The 20543-nt window shown below is 71.6% G+C and carries 17 protein-coding genes and 1 riboswitch; of the genes, 7 read left to right on the plus strand and 10 right to left on the minus strand.

Annotation, left to right across the window (positions count from 1 at the left end):
• Window positions 1-6 precede the first annotated feature (6 nt).
• From ACH4S7_RS25450 to ACH4S7_RS25470, 5 genes are all read right to left on the minus strand, one after another.
• Window positions 7-1323 (minus strand): bifunctional 3,4-dihydroxy-2-butanone-4-phosphate synthase/GTP cyclohydrolase II, encoded by a 1317-nt coding sequence (locus ACH4S7_RS25450; RefSeq protein WP_398523602.1) that lies wholly within the window; start codon window positions 1321-1323, stop codon window positions 7-9.
• Entirely contained in the window at window positions 1320-1964 is a 645-nt protein-coding gene (locus ACH4S7_RS25455; protein WP_398523603.1) for a nicotinamide riboside transporter PnuC, read from the minus strand. The genes ACH4S7_RS25450 and ACH4S7_RS25455 overlap by 4 nt, the downstream gene beginning before the upstream one ends.
• Window positions 1961-2569 carry a riboflavin synthase gene (locus tag ACH4S7_RS25460; protein ID WP_398523604.1) on the minus strand — a complete coding sequence of 203 codons (609 nt, stop codon included), beginning with the start codon at window positions 2567-2569 and terminating at the stop codon, window positions 1961-1963. The genes ACH4S7_RS25455 and ACH4S7_RS25460 overlap by 4 nt, the downstream gene beginning before the upstream one ends.
• On the minus strand, window positions 2570-3670 hold the full coding sequence (ribD, locus tag ACH4S7_RS25465) for a bifunctional diaminohydroxyphosphoribosylaminopyrimidine deaminase/5-amino-6-(5-phosphoribosylamino)uracil reductase RibD (RefSeq protein ID WP_398523605.1): 1101 nt from the start codon (window positions 3668-3670) through the stop codon (window positions 2570-2572).
• A 162-nt stretch (window positions 3671-3832) separates the two neighbouring features.
• Window positions 3833-3963: riboswitch (FMN riboswitch) on the minus strand.
• 402 nt (window positions 3964-4365) lie between these two features.
• Entirely contained in the window at window positions 4366-5328 is a 963-nt protein-coding gene (locus ACH4S7_RS25470) for a D-2-hydroxyacid dehydrogenase family protein (protein WP_398523606.1), read from the minus strand.
• Between the two features lie 409 nt (window positions 5329-5737).
• On the opposite strand from ACH4S7_RS25470, the gene ACH4S7_RS25475 reads away from it, so the two are divergent.
• The 3 genes from ACH4S7_RS25475 (at window position 5738) to ACH4S7_RS25485 (ending at window position 8376) form a co-directional block, all read left to right on the plus strand.
• The gene (locus tag ACH4S7_RS25475) at window positions 5738-6628 is read left to right on the plus strand and encodes a peptidase S1 (RefSeq protein ID WP_398523607.1); all 891 of its coding nucleotides are present in this window, start codon (window positions 5738-5740) and stop codon (window positions 6626-6628) included.
• Window positions 6629-7037: 409 nt separating this feature from the next.
• On the plus strand, window positions 7038-7268 hold the full coding sequence (locus ACH4S7_RS25480; RefSeq protein ID WP_398523608.1) for a hypothetical protein: 231 nt from the start codon (window positions 7038-7040) through the stop codon (window positions 7266-7268).
• A complete protein-coding gene (locus ACH4S7_RS25485) occupies window positions 7261-8376 on the plus strand; it encodes a response regulator (RefSeq protein WP_398523609.1) in 1116 nt (371 codons plus the stop codon). The genes ACH4S7_RS25480 and ACH4S7_RS25485 overlap by 8 nt, the downstream gene beginning before the upstream one ends.
• Before the next feature lie 233 nt (window positions 8377-8609).
• On the opposite strand, the gene ACH4S7_RS25490 is transcribed toward ACH4S7_RS25485, so the two are convergent.
• Window positions 8610-9779: an ROK family transcriptional regulator gene (locus ACH4S7_RS25490; RefSeq protein ID WP_398523610.1), complete on the minus strand. Its 1170-nt coding sequence runs from the start codon at window positions 9777-9779 to the stop codon at window positions 8610-8612.
• A 102-nt stretch (window positions 9780-9881) separates the two neighbouring features.
• Between ACH4S7_RS25490 and ACH4S7_RS25495 the strand changes: the two genes are divergently transcribed.
• The 3 genes from ACH4S7_RS25495 (at window position 9882) to ACH4S7_RS25505 (ending at window position 13583) form a co-directional block, all read left to right on the plus strand.
• A complete protein-coding gene (locus tag ACH4S7_RS25495) occupies window positions 9882-11096 on the plus strand; it encodes an MFS transporter (RefSeq protein WP_398523611.1) in 1215 nt (404 codons plus the stop codon).
• A gap of 247 nt (window positions 11097-11343) precedes the next feature.
• On the plus strand, window positions 11344-12789 hold the full coding sequence (locus tag ACH4S7_RS25500; protein WP_398523612.1) for a uracil-xanthine permease family protein: 1446 nt from the start codon (window positions 11344-11346) through the stop codon (window positions 12787-12789).
• A gap of 86 nt (window positions 12790-12875) precedes the next feature.
• Window positions 12876-13583 carry a DUF5995 family protein gene (locus ACH4S7_RS25505; RefSeq protein ID WP_398523613.1) on the plus strand — a complete coding sequence of 236 codons (708 nt, stop codon included), beginning with the start codon at window positions 12876-12878 and terminating at the stop codon, window positions 13581-13583.
• Window positions 13584-13709: 126 nt separating this feature from the next.
• On the opposite strand, the gene ACH4S7_RS25510 is transcribed toward ACH4S7_RS25505, so the two are convergent.
• Both ACH4S7_RS25510 and ACH4S7_RS25515 read right to left on the minus strand, forming a co-directional pair.
• Complete coding sequence (locus ACH4S7_RS25510; protein WP_398523614.1) at window positions 13710-15401, minus strand: flavin monoamine oxidase family protein; 1692 nt, start codon at window positions 15399-15401, stop codon at window positions 13710-13712.
• Between the two features lie 421 nt (window positions 15402-15822).
• Window positions 15823-16278, minus strand: a complete 456-nt coding sequence (locus tag ACH4S7_RS25515; protein ID WP_398523615.1) for an Lrp/AsnC family transcriptional regulator — start codon at window positions 16276-16278, stop codon at window positions 15823-15825.
• A gap of 499 nt (window positions 16279-16777) precedes the next feature.
• On the opposite strand from ACH4S7_RS25515, the gene ACH4S7_RS25520 reads away from it, so the two are divergent.
• Window positions 16778-17923 carry a GDSL-type esterase/lipase family protein gene (locus tag ACH4S7_RS25520; RefSeq protein WP_398523616.1) on the plus strand — a complete coding sequence of 382 codons (1146 nt, stop codon included), beginning with the start codon at window positions 16778-16780 and terminating at the stop codon, window positions 17921-17923.
• Here ACH4S7_RS25520 and ACH4S7_RS25525 read toward each other — a convergent pair.
• Together ACH4S7_RS25525 and ACH4S7_RS25530 are read right to left on the minus strand one after the other, a co-directional pair.
• Complete coding sequence (locus ACH4S7_RS25525; RefSeq protein WP_398523617.1) at window positions 17849-18721, minus strand: RNA polymerase sigma factor SigF; 873 nt, start codon at window positions 18719-18721, stop codon at window positions 17849-17851. The genes ACH4S7_RS25520 and ACH4S7_RS25525 overlap by 75 nt on opposite strands.
• Window positions 18722-19060: 339 nt before the next feature.
• A complete protein-coding gene (locus ACH4S7_RS25530; protein WP_398523618.1) occupies window positions 19061-20503 on the minus strand; it encodes a GuaB1 family IMP dehydrogenase-related protein in 1443 nt (480 codons plus the stop codon).
• Window positions 20504-20543 lie beyond the last annotated feature (40 nt).

Raw genomic sequence — 20543 nt, forward strand, 5'->3', positions numbered from 1 at the left:
GTTGTCCTACTGGTTGCCGCAGGTGGACACGGTGGCCGTGTCCAGCCAGGGCAGATCGTGACCCATCCGGTCGCGCTTGGTGCGCAGATACCGGAGGTTGTGCTCGCCCGCCTGGACCGGCATCGGCTCCCGGCCGTGGACGGTGAGGCCGTGCGCGGCGAGCGCGGTGATCTTGTCGGGGTTGTTGGTCATCAGCCGCAGACCGCGGACCCCGAGGTCGGCCAGGATCTGGGCGCCCGCCGCGTAGTCGCGGGCGTCAGCGGGCAGTCCGAGTTCGATGTTGGCGTCGAGGGTGTCCCGGCCGCGCTCCTGGAGCTCGTACGCGCGAAGCTTGGACATCAGCCCGATGCCGCGGCCCTCGTGGCCGCGGAGGTAGACCACCACACCGCGGCCCGCCCGGGTGATGCGCTCCATGGACGCCTGGAGCTGGGGGCCGCAGTCGCAGCGGAGCGAGTGGAAGATATCGCCGGTCAGGCACTCGGAGTGGACCCGGACCAGCAGGTCGTCGCCGTCGCCGATGTCACCGTGGACGAGGGCGACATGCTCGACGCCGTCGATGGTGGAGCGGTAGCCGTAGGCGGTGAAGCGGCCGAAGGAGGTGGGGAGATCCACCTCGGCCTCCCGCTTGACGGTCGGCTCGCTGGAGCGCCGGTAGGCGATCAGATCCTCGATGGAGATGATCGTCAGACCGTGCTTACGGGCGAACGGGATCAGATCGGGCAGCCGCAGCATCACCCCGTCCTCCCCCGCGATCTCCACGATCGCTCCGGCCGGGCGGAGTCCGGCGAGCCGGGCCAGGTCGACGGCCGCCTCGGTGTGGCCGTTGCGGGCCAGCACCCCGCCCGGTTTGGCGCGGAGCGGGAAGATATGGCCGGGCCGTACGAAGTCGGCGGGGCCCACCGTGCCGTTCGCCAGCAGGCGCAGGGTGGTGGCGCGGTCGGCGGCAGAGATGCCGGTGGTGACGCCGTGGGCGGGGGCGGCGTCCACGGAGACGGTGAACGCCGTCCGCATGGATTCGGTGTTCCGCTCGACCATCTGGGGCAGTTCGAGCCGGTCCAGCTCGTCGCTCTCCATGGGTGCGCAGATCAGCCCGCGGCACTCGCTCATCATGAAGGCGATCAACTCGGGGGTCGCCTTCTCGGCGGCGATGACGAGGTCACCCTCGTTCTCCCGGTCCTCGTCGTCGACGACGACGACGGGACGGCCCGCGGCGATGTCCCGGACGGCCTGCTCGACGGGGTCGAGCGCGAAGTCCTCCCGGTTGTCGGTGGAGTACCAGGGCATCCGGGGATGATCGAGCGCGTGCGACGGCTGGGCTGTCATGCCGGGGCTCCTTCCAGAACCGGAGTACGGGAGCGCAGCCACCAGTCGCGCATCCCCCAGAGGACGAGCACGAGGTAGACCACGTAGACCAGACCGGAGAAGGCCAGGCCACTGCTGAACGCGAGGGGGACGCCGACGACGTCGACGAGCAGCCAGGCGAACCAGAACTCGACCAGGCCACGGGCCTGGGCGACCATCGCGACCAGCGTGCCGACGAAAATGTACGCGTCGGCCCACGGGCTCCAGGAGAGCGACGGGTAGAGGGTGAACAGCCCGCCGACGGCGAGGGTGCCGACGACCGCGGCCCCGGCGAGGAGTCCGCGCTCCTTCCAGGTGGCGAAGCGGACGGCGACGGAGCCGTCCTGTGCCCGCTGCCGGCCGAGCGTCCACTGCCGCCAGCCCCACAGCGCGACGCCGATGACGAGGAGTTGCTTGCCGACACCGCCGCCCAGTTCGGCGGAGGCGTAGGCGGCGACCAGGACGACACCGGAGGCGAACTGCGCGGGCCAGGTCCAGATCGAGCGCCGCCAGCCGAGCGCCAGCGCGAGGAGTCCGATGAGGTTGCCGATCAGGTCGGACCATGTGATGTGCTGGCCGACGACCGCGAAGGCTTCCGAGTCGAGCCAGTTCAGGGAGGTCATGGGGCCGTCTCCCCGGTACGCGCGCCGAGCAGCCGCTCGACGTACTTGGCGATGATGTCGACTTCGAGGTTGACCGGGTCGCCGGGCTGCTTCCGACCGAGGGTGGTCAGGGCGAGGGTGGTGGGGATGAGGCTCACGGTGAAGTGGTCCGAGCCCGCGTCGACCACGGTGAGGCTGACGCCGTCGACGGTGATCGAGCCCTTCTCGACCACATAGCGGGCGACCCCGGCCGGGAGGGAGATCCGGACGAGCTCCCAGTGCTCGGACGGGGTGCGTTCGGCGATGGTGCCGACGGCGTCGACGTGGCCCTGGACGATATGGCCGCCGAGCCGGTCGCCGACGGCCGTGGGTCGCTCCAGATTGACGCGGGAGCCGGCCGCCAGGACGCCGAGGCTGGAGCGGTTCAGGGTCTCGGCCATCACATCGGCCGTGAACTCTCCGTCACCGGTCTCCACCACGGTGAGGCAGACGCCGTTGACGGCGATGGAGTCACCGTGCTTCGCCCCGTCGGTGACGAGCGGGCCGCGCAGCCGGATGCGGGAGGAGTCGCCGAGGTTCTCGACGGCGGTGACCTCACCCAGTTCTTCGACGATTCCGGTGAACACTCAGCGCTCCTTGGGGGCGGTGGCGGGGATGGCGGTGATACGCAGATCGGGCCCGATGCGCACGGCCTCGGTCATGTCGAGCCGCAACGCTTCGGCGATCGTGGAGATTCCGGCGTCGGCGAGGGCGGCCGGTCCGGCGCCGAGGAGTACGGGGGCGAGATAGCCGACGACCTTGTCGACGGCGCCCGCCGCGATGAAGGCACCGGCGAGGGTCGGGCCGCCTTCGAGCAGGACGGAGCGGACACCGCGGGCGTGCAGTTCGGCCAGCAGGGCGGGTACGGACAGACCACGACCGGCCCTGGGCAGCCGTACGACATCGATCGGCCCGCCGGGCGGCACGGCTCCCGGCACGTCCTCGGCGACGGCGACCACGGTGGGCGCGGCGTCGTCCAGGACCCGGGCGCCGGGCCGGACGGCCGTGCCCTCGGTGTCGAGCACGACCCGCAGGGGCTGTACGGCGTGGTCGATGCCGCGCACCGCGAGATGCGGGTCGTCGGCGCGCACCGTCCCCGCGCCGACCACCACGGCGTCCGCCTCGGCGCGCAGTCGGTGGACGTCGGCGCGGGCCTCGGGCGAGGTGATCCACCGGCTGGTGCGGTCCTCGGCGGCGATCCGGCCGTCGAGGGTGGCGGCGTACTTCCACAGGACATGGGGACGGCCGGTGCGTACGGAGGTGAGCCAGGCGGTGTTGCCCGCCGCTGCCTCCTCGGCGAGCAGGCCGGACTCGACCCGGACGCCGGCCGCGCGCAGGGTGTCGGCGCCCCCGGTGGCCGACGGGTTCGGATCGCCCACCGCGTAGACGACCCGGCCGATACCGGCGTCGATGAGCGCCTGGGCGCAGGGACCGGTGCGGCCGGTGTGGTTGCAGGGTTCGAGGGTGACGTACGCGGTGGCGCCCCGGGCGTGGTCGCCCGCGGCGCGCAGGGCGTGGATCTCGGCGTGCGGTCCGCCCGCGCGCTGGTGGTGGCCCTCGCCGACGGTCTGCCCGGAGGCGTCCGTGATGACGCATCCGACGATCGGATTGGGGCTGGTGGAGCCGAGACCGAGATGGGCGAGCGCGACGGCGCGGCGCATTGCGGTGATGTCGGCCGTGGTGGCCACCGGGTCCTCCTGCCTCTTCGGGCACGGACTCCGGGGCCTGTCGATGACGACAGAGAGCGGGACGCCGGCATCCCCGGCGACGCCCGAGCCGTCGGACCCACCGATCGCCGAAAAGGGCGATCAGCTCGCCGTACGGTCGGCATGCCGGAAAAGGGCTGCCCGCCGCGCACTGCCTCCCATCCGGACTTTAACCGTCGGTCCAGGAATTTCACCTGGTCAACCGGCCGCTGGCGGCGGACGGGTCGCGGACTGTAACCGCCGGTTCGGAATTGCACCGACCCCGGAGTGCGCTGCTGCTGATACAGGGCCAGTGTGCCACGCGCCGCCGTGAGCCATGCGGGTGGCCGATGTGCACTGGCTCACAACAGGCCGGGAACAGTCCTTGACCACGGCGGGATCACCGCCTGTCGACACAGCTATTGACCCCTATGGTCTAGTCCTTTTACGCTCTGCGCACCTCCGCTCGCGCGCGGGGTTACGGACGCCCGGCGGCGGAGTCCCGGCCCTTGCCGCCGTCGGGCTTCCCCTCGCGCTCCCTGGGGTGAGCGGCCGGTTCTCCGAGCGGGCGCGGCGGGGTCATATCGCTCGGGCCGCGGGGTCATGCCGCTCGGATCGCGGCAGCACGGCGCTCGGATACGGGGCCGGGGCGCCCGGGTCGATCGCGCTCAGCCCGGTGGCTCTCAGCTCGGTGGCGCTCAGGTCAGTGGCCGGAGCGGGGTTCCGGCCAGATACGCCTCAATGTCCTCGACGGCCTGCCGGAAGTAGCCCTCGTAGTTGCGTCGGGTCACATACCCCAGGTGGGGCAGGGCGAGCAGCCTCGGGGCCGAGCGGAACGGATCGTCCTCCGGCAGCGGTTCGGTGTCGAAGACATCCACGCCCGCCCCGGCGATCCAGCCCTCGCGCAACGCCGTCAGCAGTGCGGACCGGTCCACGATCGCCGCGCGGGAGGTGTTCACCAGATACGCGGTGGGACGCATCCGCCGCAGCTCGGGCGCGCCGATCAGCCCCCGGGTCCGGTCGCTGAGCACCAGGTGGACGGAGACGATGTCGCTGCTCTCCAGCAGCTCCTCCTTGGACGAGGCGGCGGTCACCCCCTCGTCGGCCGCGCGCGCGGGGTCGAGGTGCTGGCTCCATGCCGTCACCTCCATCCCGAAGGCGGCGCCGACCCGGGCCACTTTTCGGCCGATCTTCCCCAGGCCCAGCAATCCGAGCCGGCGCCCGTGCAGATCGGCGCCGAGGCTCTGCTGCCAGGGGCCACCCGCGCGCAGGGCGTTGTTCTCGGGGACCACCTGGCGGGCGAGGCCCAGGATCAGCGCCCAGGTCAGCTCGGCGGGCGGTTCGGAGTTGCTGGCGGTGCCGCAGACGGTGACTCCCTGGCGGGCCGCCGCCGCCAGATCGATGGAGGCGTTGCGCATTCCGGAGGTGATCAGCAGCCGCAGCTTGGGCAGCCGGGCGAACAGCTCCGCCTGGAAGGGGGTGCGCTCCCGCATCACCACGACGATCTCGCAGTCGCCGATGGAGTCGACGAGGGCGTCCTGGGACGCGCTGTGGGTGGCGAGGAAACGGGTCTCGACCCGGGAGCCGATCCTCGACCAGTCGGCCAGGGATTCCGCGACCCCCTGGTAGTCGTCCAGCACGGCGCAGCGCAGCTTCGTCAACGCGTCCCCCACTTCACCACTCGCCCGGTACCACGCGTCCGGCCGTTCCTGTGCCGGGGAGCCTATCGGCAGGGGGTGGGCCGCCTCCCGGGGGACCGGGCGAAGAGCGCCGGGGGACGGCACCGACCGGGAGTACGGGGCGTCCGCGGCCGTCGTACGAGGGAGGGCCCCGGCCCCCGTACCGCTGGCTTCCGCCGCGACGGCCGGAATGAAGTCATCTGATCGGGTGATCCCACGACGCCGGACGACGGCCCCAGGCCCACTGATTGCGTGCTCAGGGCGTGGTCAACATGCGACTTCACCCGTTCGGGTGACCACGACAGCGGCGGTTCCGGCTGGTCAACTCACGCCTGGGCTGTTCCACGCCAGCGGGGCGGCCGGTCGAGGTCTCATCAACGGAGGTTGGTCTATGAGCGTCAACGGGAAACTGCTGTCCGTCGCCGTCACGGCGGTGACCGCCCTGGGGCTCGTCTGCGTCGGCCCCGCCGTCGCCGCGCCCACGACCGTCTCGGGTGACGGCGGCAACCGCGTCGGCGTCGTCCAGGGCGACGGCGTGGCGTCCGTCCGGCAGGGCGCGCTCGACGCCCCCTTGTTCCGGCAGCACGAGAACGTCAAGCAGATCGCGCTCACCGGCAACCGCGTCGGGATCCTCACGGACGCCGGGGTGGTCTGGGTCAAGGAGGGCGGCCTCAGCGCCGGCTGGGTGCGGGAGTCCACCAATGTCAAGCAGCTCGCTCTCGCCGGTGATCGCATCGGTGTGGTCAAGGCCGGCGGCGAGGCGTATGTGAAGGACGGCGGACTGGGGGCGGCCTGGGTCCTGGAGGCTCGTAACGTCAACGAACTGGAGCTGTCCGGCGATCGGATCGGCGTCGTCACCGGCGTCGGTGTGGCCTCCGTCAAGCAGGGCGGGCTCGGGGCGGCCTGGGTCAGGCAGAGCGTCAACGTCGTCGACATCGATCTGTCGGGCACCCGGATCGGGCTCTTCCAGGCGAACGGGGCCGCCTGGGTCAAGGAGGGTGCGCTCACCGCGGCCTGGGTGAAGGAGGCCGACCATGTGATCCAACTCGAACTCTCCGGCAACCGCATCGGCGTCCTCCAGGACACCGGGGTGGCACAGGTGAAGCAGGGCGCGCTCAACGCTCCCTGGGCACAGCAGAGCGACAACACGATCCAGATCGCGCTCTCGGGCCACCGGATCGGCATCCTCAAGGGCAGCGGAGCGGCCCATGTGAAGGAGGGCGCGCTCGACGCCCCCTGGGTCCTCCAGGCCGAGCGGGTCACCGAACTCGCCCTTTCGTGAGGTACCGGCCGGCCGTGCGCGACACGGCGGGCCCCCGCCCTCATCCGTAACGCCATGAACGGCCGCCCACCGCCGGGGGGAACACCGGGCCGCGGGCGGCCGTTCCCGTCTCTCCCCTCTCCCGGTGCGCGCCGGCCCTCCGGCCAGGGGCCGCCGAACGGTGCCGGTCCGGACCCGGCGCGCCCGGCAACACCGGGCGGCCCGGCCCGCCGCGGCCGGCCGCGCACGCCGCCGACCAGCGGTCATCGCCGTTGCGGCAGACCGCCACCCGCTGCCAACGGACCGCCAACGTTGCCGGTCTCACGGTTGCCGGGCGCAACGCCCGCGCCACGCTCCATGCTGTGACTCACCTCGCGGCGACCGTCGGGAGGTGTGGGCCCCCGCCGTCGCGTGCGGGGGGACGAAAGGGATGCGGGTGGAACGTCCACTGCTGTCATTGCGGTCAACGCTGGTGCTGTTACTCGCCGTCCAGGCGGGCCTGGGGGCGGGTGGGCTGACTCTTCTGGCCGGGGACGGACCCGCCAGAGGGGTGCTGTGCGGGCTGGCGGCGGCCGGCCTCGCGGTGCCGTTCTTCGACCGGCTGGTGGCGCCGGAGGCCCCCGCGGCCGGCCGGCACGGGGCGGAGGACGCACATGGGTGAGTTGCGACCGCTGGCCGGGGACCTGCATCAGGAGTCGCGTGCCCTGGCGCAGGCGCTGCGGGAGCTGTTCGACGGGCTGGGGGTGTCGGTACGGCGGTACGCGGCGCGGCGGATGCGGGACGCGGGGACGTTCTCGCGGTATCTGAGCGGGTCGCGGGTGCCGCCGTGGGAGGTGGTGACGGATCTGTTCACGGATCTGGCGGAGTTCCGGGGGACGGCGGCCACGCCGGAGGCGATCGAGCTGGTACGGGGGCTGCACCGGGCGGCGGTGGCCGCGAGCGGCTCGCCCCGGCACGCCGTGGAGGTGCTGGAGCTGCAACTGGCGGAGGCGGACCGGGTGTCGCGGCGGTCGAGCGTACGAGGGGACGTACTGGGTGACGCGCTGCTGGAGCGGCAGCACCGGATCGCGGACCTGGAGGTGCGGCTGAGTCAGCTGGAGGCGGAGTGGAGTGCCGAGCGGGAGCGGGCGGACCGGCTGGCGGCGGCCTCCCCGGACGTCTCCGAGTTGCTGCGGGAGCGGGACACCCTGCGCGGCGAGGTCGGACGGATCTCGGAGGAGCTGGTGGCGGCCCGGTGGCAGCGCGATCAGGCGGAGGAGCGGTGCGGGCTGCTGGAACGCCAGTTGGAGACCATAGAGCAGGCCCCCCGGTCCGCCGTGCTGCCGACGGCGGCCGAACCGTCCGCGCCGGCCGCGCCGTCGCCGCAGACCCTGCCGAAGGTGCTGATCGTGGACGATCAGCCGGACAATCTGCTGGCCATGACCGCCGTGCTGGCCACGCTGAACCAGGAGCTGGTGGCGGTGGCCTCCGGGCGCGAGGCGCTCAAGGCGCTGCTCGACCACGACGATTTCGCGGTGATCATCATGGATGTCCAGATGCCGGTCATGGACGGCTACGAGACCGCCGCGCACATCAAGCGGCGCCGCCGCGACCGCGATGTGCCCATCATCTTCCTCACCGCGATGGGCTCGGACCCCGAACACTCGGCCCGGGGCTACGCGGCCGGAGCCGTCGACTACATCGCGAAGCCCTTCGACGCCTGGGTGCTGCGCGCCAAGGTCGCCGTATTCACCGGCATCTATCTGGAACGCCGTCCCGATACCCGGTGAACCCGGGGTGGTCGCACGGCGGGAAGCGGGACGCGGCGACGAGGCGGGAGCCACCGGGAGCGGGGGCCGGAACGCGGGGCGGCGGACGGCAGGAACCACCCCGAGCGGGGCCCGGAACGCGGGGCGGCGGACGACAGGAACCACCCCGAGCGGGGCCCGGAACGCGGGGCGGCGGACGACAGGAACCACCCCGAGCGGGGCCCGGAACGCGGGCCCCGGACCGAGCAGGAGGGTCAGGCCCCCGGCGCGAAGAGTTCGTCCTGTGCCCGGTCCCGGGCCGTCAGCAGCGCACCCCGCAGCACCGCCGTGCCGCCCAGCTCCCCCGCCCGCACCAGGGTGGGCAGTGGGGTCAGGGCCGCCAGTCTCCTCCCGACCCGGCCGGCCAGTTCGGTACCTCCCGCCAGACCCACCTCGCCGCCGAGGACCACACAGCCGGGGTCGAGGACGGACACCACCGCCGCGGCGCCCAGGGAGACCCGGTGGGCGAGCACGTCGAGGAAGTCGTCCTCGTCGGCGGCGACCGCCCGGGCCACCAGCGCCGCCGCGGCCGGACCGCGGGACGCGGGCACCTCGATGCCGTACTTCTCGGCCAGTTCGCAGATCGCCACCGAACCGGCCAGGGAGTGGAATCCGCCGTTGCAGTCGGCCGCCGATGGCAGCCCCCCGGTGTCGGGCACCGGCAGGAACCCGATCTCACCGGCTCCGCCGGACGCACCCCGGCGGAGCCGGCCGTCGAGGAAGAGGGCCGCGCCGACACCGTGACCGAGCCAGAGCAGCACGAAGGTGTCCCGGTCCCGGGCGGCGCCCGCGCGCTGTTCCGCCACGGCCGCGAGATTGGTCTCGTTCTCCAGGACGACCGTGGCCGGCAGCCGTTCCTGGAGCGCGGTGACCAGCCGTCGGTGCCAGGCGGGGAGGCCGGTGGCGTCGCGCAGCTCCCCGGAGACGGGGTCGATCAGTCCCGGCACGCCGACTCCGACGCTGTGCAGCCGGGTCACCCCCGCGTCGCGCGCGGTCCGCTCCAACAGCGCCGCCGCCCGTTCCACCGCCGGTTCGGTATCGGTGTCGCGGCTGATCGGCAGCGACGCCTCGGCCAGGGTGACACCGAGCAGATCGGCGACGACCAGCGAGACCCCCTGGGTGCGTACGTCGAGGGCGGCGAGATGCGCGCGGTCGGCCACGATCCCGTACACCCGCGCGTTGGGGCCACGCCGCTGGGCACCCGATTCGCCGACCACCCCGATCAGGCCGGAGCCCTGGAGCCGTTCCACCAGATCGGCGACGGTGGGCCGGGACAGTCCGGTCATGGTCTTCAACTGTCCTGCCGTCAACGGCCCCTCGTGCTGCAGCAGCCGGAGTGCGAGCCGGTCGTTGATGGCCCTGGCGGTACTCGGGGATGCGGGCATACCCGGAATCCTTCCAGATCGGGTCCGGTCCGATGATCACTAACTATCAGGCAGGGTTCCTGATAGTTTACCGCCAACCAGCGGCGAGGGAGGGGCACCGGCATGGCCCATCAGACGGCTTTCGGTCAGGAACGCTTGAAACGGGCACGGTTCGCCGTGGCGGCGGTCTTCTGTGTGCACGGCACGGTGACCGGCAGCTTCGCCACCCGTATCCCCTGGATCCAGGACCACGCGGGGGTGAGCGCCGGACAACTCGGACTGGCCCTCGCCTTTCCCGCGATCGGCGCCTCGCTCGCCATGCCGCTGGCCGGAGCCGTCAGCCACCGTTTCGGCGCGCGCACCGCCCTGCGCGGCCTGCTCGCCCTGTGGACCCTGTCGCTGATCCTGCCCTCGCTCGCCCCCAACCTCCTGGCCCTCTGCGCCGCGCTGTTCGTCTACGGGGCGACGTCGGGCGTGTCGGACGTCGCGATGAACGCCCTCGGCGTGGAGACCGAGAACCGGCTGAACCGGTCGATCATGTCCAGCCTGCACGGCATGTGGAGCCTGGGCGCGCTGATCGGTTCGATGGGCGGCACCCTCGCCGCCCATCTCGACACCGACGCCCGGCTGCACCACCTCATAGCCGCGATCGCCCTCACCTCCCTCGGGCTGATCGCCTGCCGGCACGTACTCGACCTGCGCAGCGCACCCGACGACGAGCCGCCGCCGAGGTTCGCGCTGCCGCCGAAGTCCGCCGTCGTGATCGGAGCGATAGGTTTCTGCGCGGTCTTCGCGGAGGGCGCGAGCCTGGACTGGTCCGCGGTCTATCTACGGGACGCGCTGAACACGTCGCCGGGTCTCGCGGCGGCCTCCACCACCGCGTTCGCGCTGACGATGACGGTGGCGCGGCTCGCCGGCGACCGGATCGTCGACCGCTTCGGGCCGGTGCGCACGGTCCGCTGGGGCGGTGTACTGGCGACGGCGGGCGGTCTGATGGTGGTCCTCGCACCCCATCCGTCCCTGGCGATGACCGGCTTCGGATTCATCGGGCTCGGGGTCGCCGTCGTCGTACCGCTGGCGTTCGCCGCGGCCGGACGCAGCGGCCCGCGCCCGGCGCAGGCCATCGCGGGTGTCGCCACGATCACCTACACCTCGGGGCTGATCGCGCCGTCAGCGATCGGCGCCGTCGCGGACGTCACCAGCCTGATGGTCTCCTTCAGCCTGGTGACGGCGCTCGCCTTCGGCCTGGTGCTGGGAGCGGGTGTGCTGCGCTCGGCCAGGGGCGACCGGCCGGCGGCGGACCTCCAGGACCGGGCCGTGCGGGATTCGCAGCCCTGACCCCCCGGTCGGGGGCGGCGGGCACAACTCCCCAGCCGTGGCGGGACCTTCGCCCTGTCGGCCACTCCGGTCGGACATTGCCGATCAGATGCGTGAATGGAATTCATGAATCCGACCACGCCCCGGGAGGCCGCCAGGCAGGGATGGTGATGCCGCGCGCGGGATTCACGAATGGGACTCCTGCTCGAAAGTCGCATTACCATTGCGCCGATCGTTTGCACACCCCTGGAAGCAAGAGGAGCGGCCCGTGAACCTCGGCGTGCGCTGGACCCTGCACGGCGACGGGCGGACACCCGCTCCCGGTGCCGTTGTACGCCCCGACGAGCGGCTCTCCTGGCCACGTACGGCGGGGCTCGGCGCCCAGCACGTGGTGGCCATGTTCGGCGCGTCCTTCGTCGCGCCGGTCCTCATGGGGCTCGACCCCAACCTCGCGATCATGATGTCCGGCGTCGCGACGGTGATCTTCCTGCTGGCCACGCGCGGCCGGGTCCCCAGCTACCTCGGCTGCTCCCTCTCCTTCGTCGGCGTCGCCGCGACGATCCGGGCGGGCGGTGGCGACAGCGCCACCATCACGGGCGCCGTCTTCGTCGTCGCTGTCGCGCTCTTCCTCTCGGGCCTGGCGGTGCGGCGGTTCGGGGCACGCATCATCCACACCGCGATGCCGCCGATCGTGACGGGCGCGGTCGTGATGCTGATCGGGTTCAACCTCGCACCGGTGACCGCGAGCACCTACTGGCCGCAGGACCAGTGGACGGCCCTGCTGGTGATGCTCTTCACCGGTCTCGCCGTGGTCTGTCTGCGCGGATTCCTCTCCCGTATCGCGATCTTCCTCGGACTGATCTTCGGCTATCTGCTCTCCTGGGCACTGGACCGGATCTTCGGCAGAATCAACTCCCCCATGGGCGGTGGCGAGGCCGTCGACCACTGGCGGCTCGACCTCTCCGGCGTGGGCAAGGCGGACTGGATCGGACTGCCGTCGTTCCACGCCCCCAGCTTCGAGATGTCGGCGATCCTGGTCGCCCTCCCCGTCGTCATCGCGCTGATCGCGGAGAACGCCGGCCATGTCAAGGCGGTCGGCGAGATGACTGGGGAACCGCTGGACGACAAGCTGGGTACCGCCATCGCCGCGGACGGCGCCGCTTCGATGCTCTCCACCGCCGTGGGCGGCCCGCCGAACACCACCTACTCGGAGAACATCGGCGTCATGGCCGCCACCCGGGTCTACTCCACCGCCGCCTACTGGGCCGCCGCCGGGTTCGCCCTGCTCTTCGGGCTCTGCCCGAAGTTCGGCGCGGTCGTGGCCGCGATCCCCGGTGGAGTGCTTGGCGGTATCACCGTGATCCTGTACGGAATGATCGGCCTGCTCGGCGCCCAGATCTGGATCAACGCCAAGGTCGATCTGCGCAATCCGCTGAATCTGGTGCCGGCCGCCGCGGGCATCATCATCGGGGTCGGCGGGGTCAGCCTGAAGATCACCGATACCTTCGAACTGGGCGGGATCGCGCTCGGCACGATCGTGGTCATCACCGGCTACCACGTGCTCCGGGCCTTCGCTCCGGCCCATATGAAGGACCAGGGGCCACTGCTGGACGCGGGCACCTCGGCGTACGACTCCGACTCCGACTCCGACTCCGCCAGCGGCACCGACGCCCGTACCCCCAAGGACACCGGCCCGGACGGCAGCCACCGGTAGGGGCAACGGAGCCGCCGCGTACCCCGTTCTGGGGAAGTCCCCGCCGCGCACGGCGCAACCGGCCCCGCGGCTGGGACCCTGCCCCCATGCCCCAGAAGGAACAGCTCACGGTCCGCCGCCCCGCCCCCGTCGACTCCGACGCGGCACAGGTGGTGGCGCGGATGCGCGCACTCGACTCCCACTGGCCCGCGACGGACGGTGTGGCGGTCTTCAACCGTGTCTACCTCACGGTCATGGAGGAGATCGGCCGGCGTATCGCCGCCGGCGAGTTCCCCGACCGGCGGGCCGCGCTCACCCTCGACGTGCTCTTCGCCCGGCGCTATCTGGCCGCCGTGGAGGCGTCGGAGACGGGAGCCCGACCGCCCGCCTGCTGGCGACCGCTGTTCCAGTACCGCCGCCATCCCGGCGTACGGACCACTCAGTTCGCGCTGGCCGGCATCAATGCGCACATCGGACACGATCTGGCGCTCGCCGTGGTGGACAGTTGCCGGGCGCTGGAGTGCGCGCCGGCCGATCTGGAGAACGAGTTCGACCGGGTGGGCGACATCCTGACGCTGATGGAGGAGCGCATTCGCGAGGATCTGATGCCGGGCCCGGATCTGCTGGAGATCGCCGACCCGCTGACCCATCTGGTGGGGGCCTGGAGCCTGGACCGGGCCCGGGACGGGGCGTGGTCGGCGGCCCGGCTGCTCTGGGGCGTACGGGAGCTGCCGGGGCTGGCCGAGGAGTTCACCGAACGGCTGGACGCCGGCGTGGGGCTCGTCGGGCGGTGTCTGCTGACCCCCTGGCGCTGACCCCGCTCCGCCCCGCCGTGCCGCCCGACCGGCCCGGTCCACCCCCGGTCCACCCCCGGGCGGCCGTCCGATCGCGACGCGCGCCCCGCGACACGGGCGACGCGACCGCCGGGGGGTGGGAACCTTTCAGTCCTCCGGCAGTTCCACCGGAGCGATCTCGTCATAGACGTCGCCCGGCCCCGGGTTCCCCGGATCGGTGGCGCCACCGAAGTGCGCCATCACCCCCCACACCGCGTTCAGCGCGGTCTGCACGGCGCCCTCCGCCCACCCCGCCGTCCAGGAGATGTCGTCGCCCGCCAGGAAGATGCCCCGCTTGTCCTCGGGCAGCGCGTCCTGCATGAAGTGCGTGAACAGCCGCCGCTGGTAGCGGTAGTGACCGGGCAGGTTCGCCTTGAACGCGCCCATAAAGTAGGGCTCGTTCTCCCAGGACACGGTGACCGGGTTGCCGATGACATGGCTGCGGATGTCGACCCGCGGATAGATCTCGCCGAGCGACTTCAACATGACCTCCATCCGCTCGTGCGCGGAGAGCGGCAGCCACTTCAGGCTGTCGTCGCACCAGGTGTACGAGAGGCAGATGACGGCCGGCTTGTCCGGGCCGTTGTCCAGCAGATACGTCCCCCGGGTCATTCGGTCGGTCAGCGTCATCGACATGGTGTCCCGGCCGGTCACCTCGTCCTTGTCCAGCCAGAACGGCCGGTCGACCGGGACGAACAGCTTGGACGACTCCATGTAGTGGGTGCGCTCGATCGCGGTCCAGTGGTCGATCGGGAAGAGCGAGTCATCGCAGGCGATCTTGGACAGCAGCATCCAGGACTGCGCGGTGAAGACGGCGGCGTCGTAGGTACGGATGTCCCCGGAGGCGTCCGTCACCGTGATCCGGTTGCCGGCCGTCCGGTTCAGCCGGGTCACCGCGGGCTTCGGCTCGCCACCGTGCAGCGAGGAGAGCGAGGTCCCCAGCGGCCAGTGGGTGATCTTCGCGGGTTCGCGGTCCCACAGTCTCAGCGGCAGCTGCTGGCTGCCCTCGACGATGCCGCGGTGGTGGTCGTCGGCCTCGGAGTAGACCACCCGCAGGATCTCCAGGATGGAGTTGGGGAAGTCGGTGTCCCAGCCGCCGGTACCGAAGCCGACCTGTCCGAAGATCTCCCGGTGCCGGAAGGACTTGAACGACTCGGCGTCGCAGAGGAACCCGTAGAACGTCTGGTTGTCGAGCTTCTCGACCAGCCGCGCCCAGATCTCCCGGATGCGGGGCACATCGCGTTCGCGCATGGCGCGGTTCATGTCGGAGAAGTCCGCGCCCTCCTCCAGGCAGGCGTTCCACGCGTCCATCACATCGCGGTAGACCTGGGGCAGATCGTCGATGGTCTCGGCGTAGTGCGACTCCCCCTTGAGGTCGACGACGGTCGACGGGGTGGTCGGGGCCAGCGGGTTGGGGAACGGCGTGGTGGTCAGCCCCACCAGGTCGATGTAGTGCTGTAGGGCGGTGGACGACGGCGGGAACCGCATCGCGCCCATCTCGGCGCTCAGCTCGGGATCGCAGCCCTCGAAGCCGACCGTGCGCAGCCGTCCACCGATCTGGTCGGCCTCGTAGACGACCGGCTTGAGGCCCATCTTCATCAGTTCGTACGCGGCGACCAGGCCGGAGAGCCCACCGCCGATGATCGCGACCTCGGTGCCGTGCTCGGTCGCCGGGATCTGCCCGAGTCCGGCCGGATGGGCCAGGAAATCGTCGTACGCGTACGGGAAGTCCGGACCGAACATGGTGATCGGCGGCTGCGCGTCGGTGTGCTGGACGGCGGTGGGCACCGTGGACGTCATGGGGTACGGACTCCTTGCGGGTGGTACGCGCGAGGTGAGGGGGTCAGCTCGGCGTCGGGTGGAGCGCGGGACGGTGGTCCCGGTGCCGGCCGTGCCGCCCCCCCGGCGGGCGGGACGGGGCACGGCGGCATGGCTGACCTGGGTCGGCGGCAATGTATGGGGGCAGGCAGGCTTCCGGGGGAAGTTCCCGGGAGATTTCCCGGGAACTTCCGAGGGGTGCGGAAGATGTTCAAAACGGTACGTTCCCGGGGCATGGCCGGACAAGGCGCGACCGTTGCGCGCCGATGAGCGATTCATTGCGCGATCCGGGCCGGATCCGGCGATTCATTGCGCGGAAGACCGCATCGGCGGCGGGCCGGCCCGGTGGGGACCGCGCGGGCGCCCCACCCGCGGGGGGCCGCGCCCGTACGCCGGGGGCAGCTCAGCCGGGCGAGCCGGAGGAGAAGCGGCGCAGCAGCGGTGACAGCACCAGGACCGACTTGGTGCGCTCCACGAAGGGCTCGCCCGCGATCCGCTCCAGCACCCGCTCGAAGTGGCGCATATCGGAGGCGAAGACCTGGACGATCGCGTCCGCCGCACCGGTGACGGTCGAGGCCGACGCGACCTCGGGATAGCGTTCGAGGCCGCGTTCGATGGCCTCGGGCGAGGTGTTGCTCCGGCAGTACAGCTCGATGAACCCCTCGGTCGCCCAGCCGAGCGCCGCGGGGTCCACCCGTACGGTGAATCCGGTGATGGCGCCGACGGCTCGCAGCCGGTCCACCCGCCTCTTCACCGCGGGGGCGGAGAGTCCCACCAGCGAGCCGATGTCGGCGTAGGAGCGGCGGGCGTCCTCCGCGAGGGCGTGGACGATGCGTTCGTCGAGGTCGTTGAGTCGCACTGCGGATGGATCACTTCTCTGCCGGGCCGGTCGGGGGACGGAATATGCCGTCACCGCAGTAGAACACGCCTACGGACCTGATCCGGGACAGCCGGGTCGCGGCCGTACGGGCGGTCCGGGACTGGCGGTTCGGGACGGGCGGTCCAGGGCGGTCCGGGACGGGCGGAACCGATCCATGGGCCCGGCCCGCCGGGGGGGCCCACGTGGGGCGGTGCGGCCCCCGTGCTGGCGGTTCGGACAGAGGGGCGGACAGCGCGACTACCCCCGGGTAGCCCCCGGCGTTCGGGCCGCACGACCCGGGTCATATCCGCCATGCTCCATGAGGTGTACGCGGCCGAGCCGACCCGAACCGCCCTTGACACCTGGCCGGTTCTGCCGCATCGTGCCGCCTCGGTCCATCGACCCGGAACCCCCGGTCCAGCATCTCTCCGCCAGGGCCCCCTCCCGTCCCTCCCGATCCCATGTTCGAGATCCGATGTCCCGCACCCCGGAGGCACCCATGACGACCTGGCTCGATCCCCGTCCCTTCCTCCGCGGGGTGGCCTGGCTGGACGAGGGACGCCCGGTGCGCGCGGACCCGGCCGATCGGGGCAGGCTGCCGTGGGACGTCTGTGAGCGCGCGGCACTGCCCATCGGCGTACGGCTGGAATTCATCGCCGAGGGGGCCGCTGCGGTCGAGATCCGCTACCGGGCCGCGGGCAGCGACGGCACGGCACACGGGGACTCCGGCGATCCGGCGCGGGGAAGGACCGCACTGCCCGACTGTTTCGCCCTCTGGCACAGCGGGGGCCGGGTCGGTGAGACCTATGTCGAACCAGCGGCGGAGGCCGTGGTGACCGTCCCGCTGCCCGCCACGGAGGACGCCCGGCTGCGCCGTCTCATCGTCCATCCGCCGGAGTCACGCTCCCCCGAGTTCCTGGGGCTGCGTGCCGTCGGCGGCCGTATCGCGCCGGCCCCGGCGCAGCCGCGCTGGCTCGTCCACGGCGACTCCATCACCGAAGGCTGGTGGTCCACCCGCCCCGCGCACTCCTGGCCCGCCCGGGTCGGCCGGTCCCTCGGTCTGGACACCGTCAATCTGGGTTACGCGGGCTCGGCGCACGGGGAGCCGGCCGTCGCGGAACAGTTGGCGACACTGCCCGCCGACCTCATCACGCTCGCCTTCGGCACCAACTGCTGGACCGATGTGCCCAGCTCCCCGCCGCTGCTGTACGAGACGGTCCGGGCGTTCCTCACCGTCGTGCGGCAGGGTCATCCGCGTACCCCGCTGCTGGTGGTCTCCCCGGTGGTGCGGCCGGAGGCGGAGCACGTACCGAACCGGCTGGGAGCCACCTTCGCCGAGCTGCGCACGGCGCTGGAACGGGCGGTCACCGACCGGATCGGCGACGCGGACACCCGGCTCGCGCTGTTGCCGGGGCGCGATGTGATCGGCCCCGGGCAGCTCGCCGACGGTGTCCACCCCCATGACGAGGGCCACGCCGCACTGGCTGTGGCAGTGGGCGAGGCCCTGAGGTCACTGGGGGTCTGTGCGGCCGGGGTCTCCGGAGTAGCCCGGGTTCCCTGGCGGAGGCGGCTACTCCACCACGAGCAGGCCCTCGCGCAGTCGGGTCGTGATCCGCGTCAGCAGCCGGGAGACGTGCATCTGTGACACACCGAGCCGGGCGCCGATCTCCGACTGGGTCAGCTCGTCACCGAAACGCATCCGCAGGATCTGCCGGTCCCGCTCGTCGAGCTCCTCGATGAGCGGCTTGAGCGCCTGGACGTTCTCCGCGATCTCCAGATCGGCGTCGGGCGCGCCCAGCCGGTCGGAGAGCGGCGATGCCGCGTGGTCGGATGAGTCGTCCATGGGCATGTCGATCGAGCCGGCCGTGTAGCCGTTGCTGGCGACGACGCCCTCGATGACCTCGTGCTCCTCGATCCCGAGATGGGCGGCGAGCTCGGCGGTCGTCGGCGAGCGGTCCAGGTCCTGGGAGAGCGCGTCCGTCGCCTTCGCCAGATCGATCCGCAGCTCCTGGAGCCGGCGGGGGACGTGGACGGCCCAGCTCGTGTCACGGAAGAATCGTTTGATCTCACCGACGATGTACGGGACGGCGAAGGTGGCGAACTCGACCTCCCGGCTCAGCTCGAAGCGGTCGATCGCCTTGATCAGCCCGATGGTGCCGACCTGGACGATGTCCTCCATCTGCTCGGCCCGGTTCCGGAAACGCCCGGCCGCGTACTTCACCAGCGCCAGATTCAGCTCGATGAGCGTGTTCCGTACGTACTGGTGGTCGCGGGTGCCCTCCTCCAGCGCCGCCAGCCGGACGAAGAAGATCCTGGAGATCTCGCGTGCGTCCTTGGGGGCGACAGCCCCAGGGTTCGGCACGTCCGGCAGATCCAGCTTCATGCCGGCGCATCGTGTACCAGGCTGTGTGAGTTCGGTCGCGACCGTGCTCGCCGTGGACACTTAGTCCCTCCCCTGCTCCGTGGTCAGTGCAAAGCGCGCCTACCCCGGCTCATACCTTCCATGCCTGCTAATTCCGAGAGTTGGCCGAACCGGCCCCGGAGCCCTTCCCAACGACCGCGCCAGGCCCGTCACAACGGTCCGGCGACGCCGCCGAAAACCGGCCGGCGCCAGGGGACGAACGGGACGATACGGGGTGAAATCCCGGCCGGACAAGGGGTGGTCGTCCGCCGGGGGGCGCCCTCCGCGGCAACGCGGAGGAGCCGGGCCCGAACAGGGCCCGGCTCCAACGGCGCATGTCCCGATGCCCCCACGGCCGGCAGGCGGTGCGGACGGCGGCGCTCAGCTCCAGCTTGCGTGCAGCGGCTTGCCCTCGGCATATCCGGCGGCGCTCTGCACGCCGACGATCGCCCGCTCGGCGAACTCCTCCAGGGAGTTCGCGCCCGCGTAGGTGCAGGACGAACGGACGCCCGCGACGATCGAGTCGATCAGGTCCTCGACACCCGGACGGGCCGGGTCCAGGAACATCCGCGAGGTGGAGATGCCCTCCTCGAAGAGGGCCTTGCGGGCACGGTCGTACGCCGACTCCTCGCTCGTACGGTTGCGGACGGCGCGCGCGGAGGCCATGCCGAAGGACTCCTTGTACAGCCGCCCGTCGGCGGACTGCTGGAGGTCGCCCGGGGACTCGTACGTACCGGCGAACCAGGAGCCGACCATCACATTGGAGGCGCCGGCCGCCAGCGCCATGGCGACATCGCGCGGATGCCGCACTCCGCCATCGGCCCATACGTGCTTGCCGTACTTCTTGGCCTCGGCCGCGCACTCCAGCACGGCGGAGAACTGCGGCCGGCCGACGCCGGTCATCATGCGGGTGGTGCACATGGCGCCGGGACCGACACCGACCTTGATGATGTCGGCGCCCGCCTCGATGAGGTCGCGCACCCCCTCGGCGGCGACGATGTTGCCGGCGACGATCGGGACCTGCGGGTCAAGCGCGCGGACCGCCTTGATCGCGGAGATCATCGACTCCTGGTGGCCGTGCGCGGTGTCGACGACGAGCGTGTCGACGCCCGCGTCGAGGAGCTGCTTGGCCTTGCCCGCCACATCGCCGTTGATACCGACGGCCGCGGCGATCCGCAGCTTGCCCTGGGCATCGACGGCGGGGGTGTAGAGGGTCGCGCGGAGCGCACCCCGGCGGGTGAGGATGCCGGCGAGCCGGCCGTCCTGGTCGACGGCGGGGGCGTAGCGCCGGTTGGCGTTGTCGAGCTGGTGGAACGCCTCGCGCGGGTCTATGTCGGCGTCGAGGAGCAGCAGGTCCTTCGACATGACCTCGGAGAGCTGGGTGAAGCGGTCGACGCCGGACAGGTCGGCGTCGGTGACGACACCGACCGGGCGGTGGTCCTCGTCCACGACGACGCCGGCGTCGTGCGCCCGCTTCGGCAGCAGGGACAGCGCGTCGGCGACGGTCTGGTGGGGGGCGAGCACGATCGGCGTGTCGAGGACGAGGTGGCGGGTCTTGACCCAGGAGACGACCTCGGTGACGACCTCGATCGGAATGTCCTGGGGGATGACGACCAGGCCGCCACGGCGGGCGAGCGTCTCGGCCATCCGACGGCCGGCGATGGCCGTCATATTGGCGACGACCAGCGGAATCGTGGTGCCGGTGCCATCGGGGGACGAGAGGTCCACAGCCTGTCGCGAACCGACGGCCGAGCGGCTCGGCACCATGAACACGTCGTCGTACGTGAGGTCGTACGGCGGCTTCAGATCATTGAGGAAACGCACGTGCTGAACATCCCAGTCGATCGGAGTTGGCCCCCGGGCA

This window comes from Streptomyces sp. NPDC020965, assembly GCF_044333555.1.
Taxonomy (GTDB): domain Bacteria; phylum Actinomycetota; class Actinomycetes; order Streptomycetales; family Streptomycetaceae; genus Streptomyces.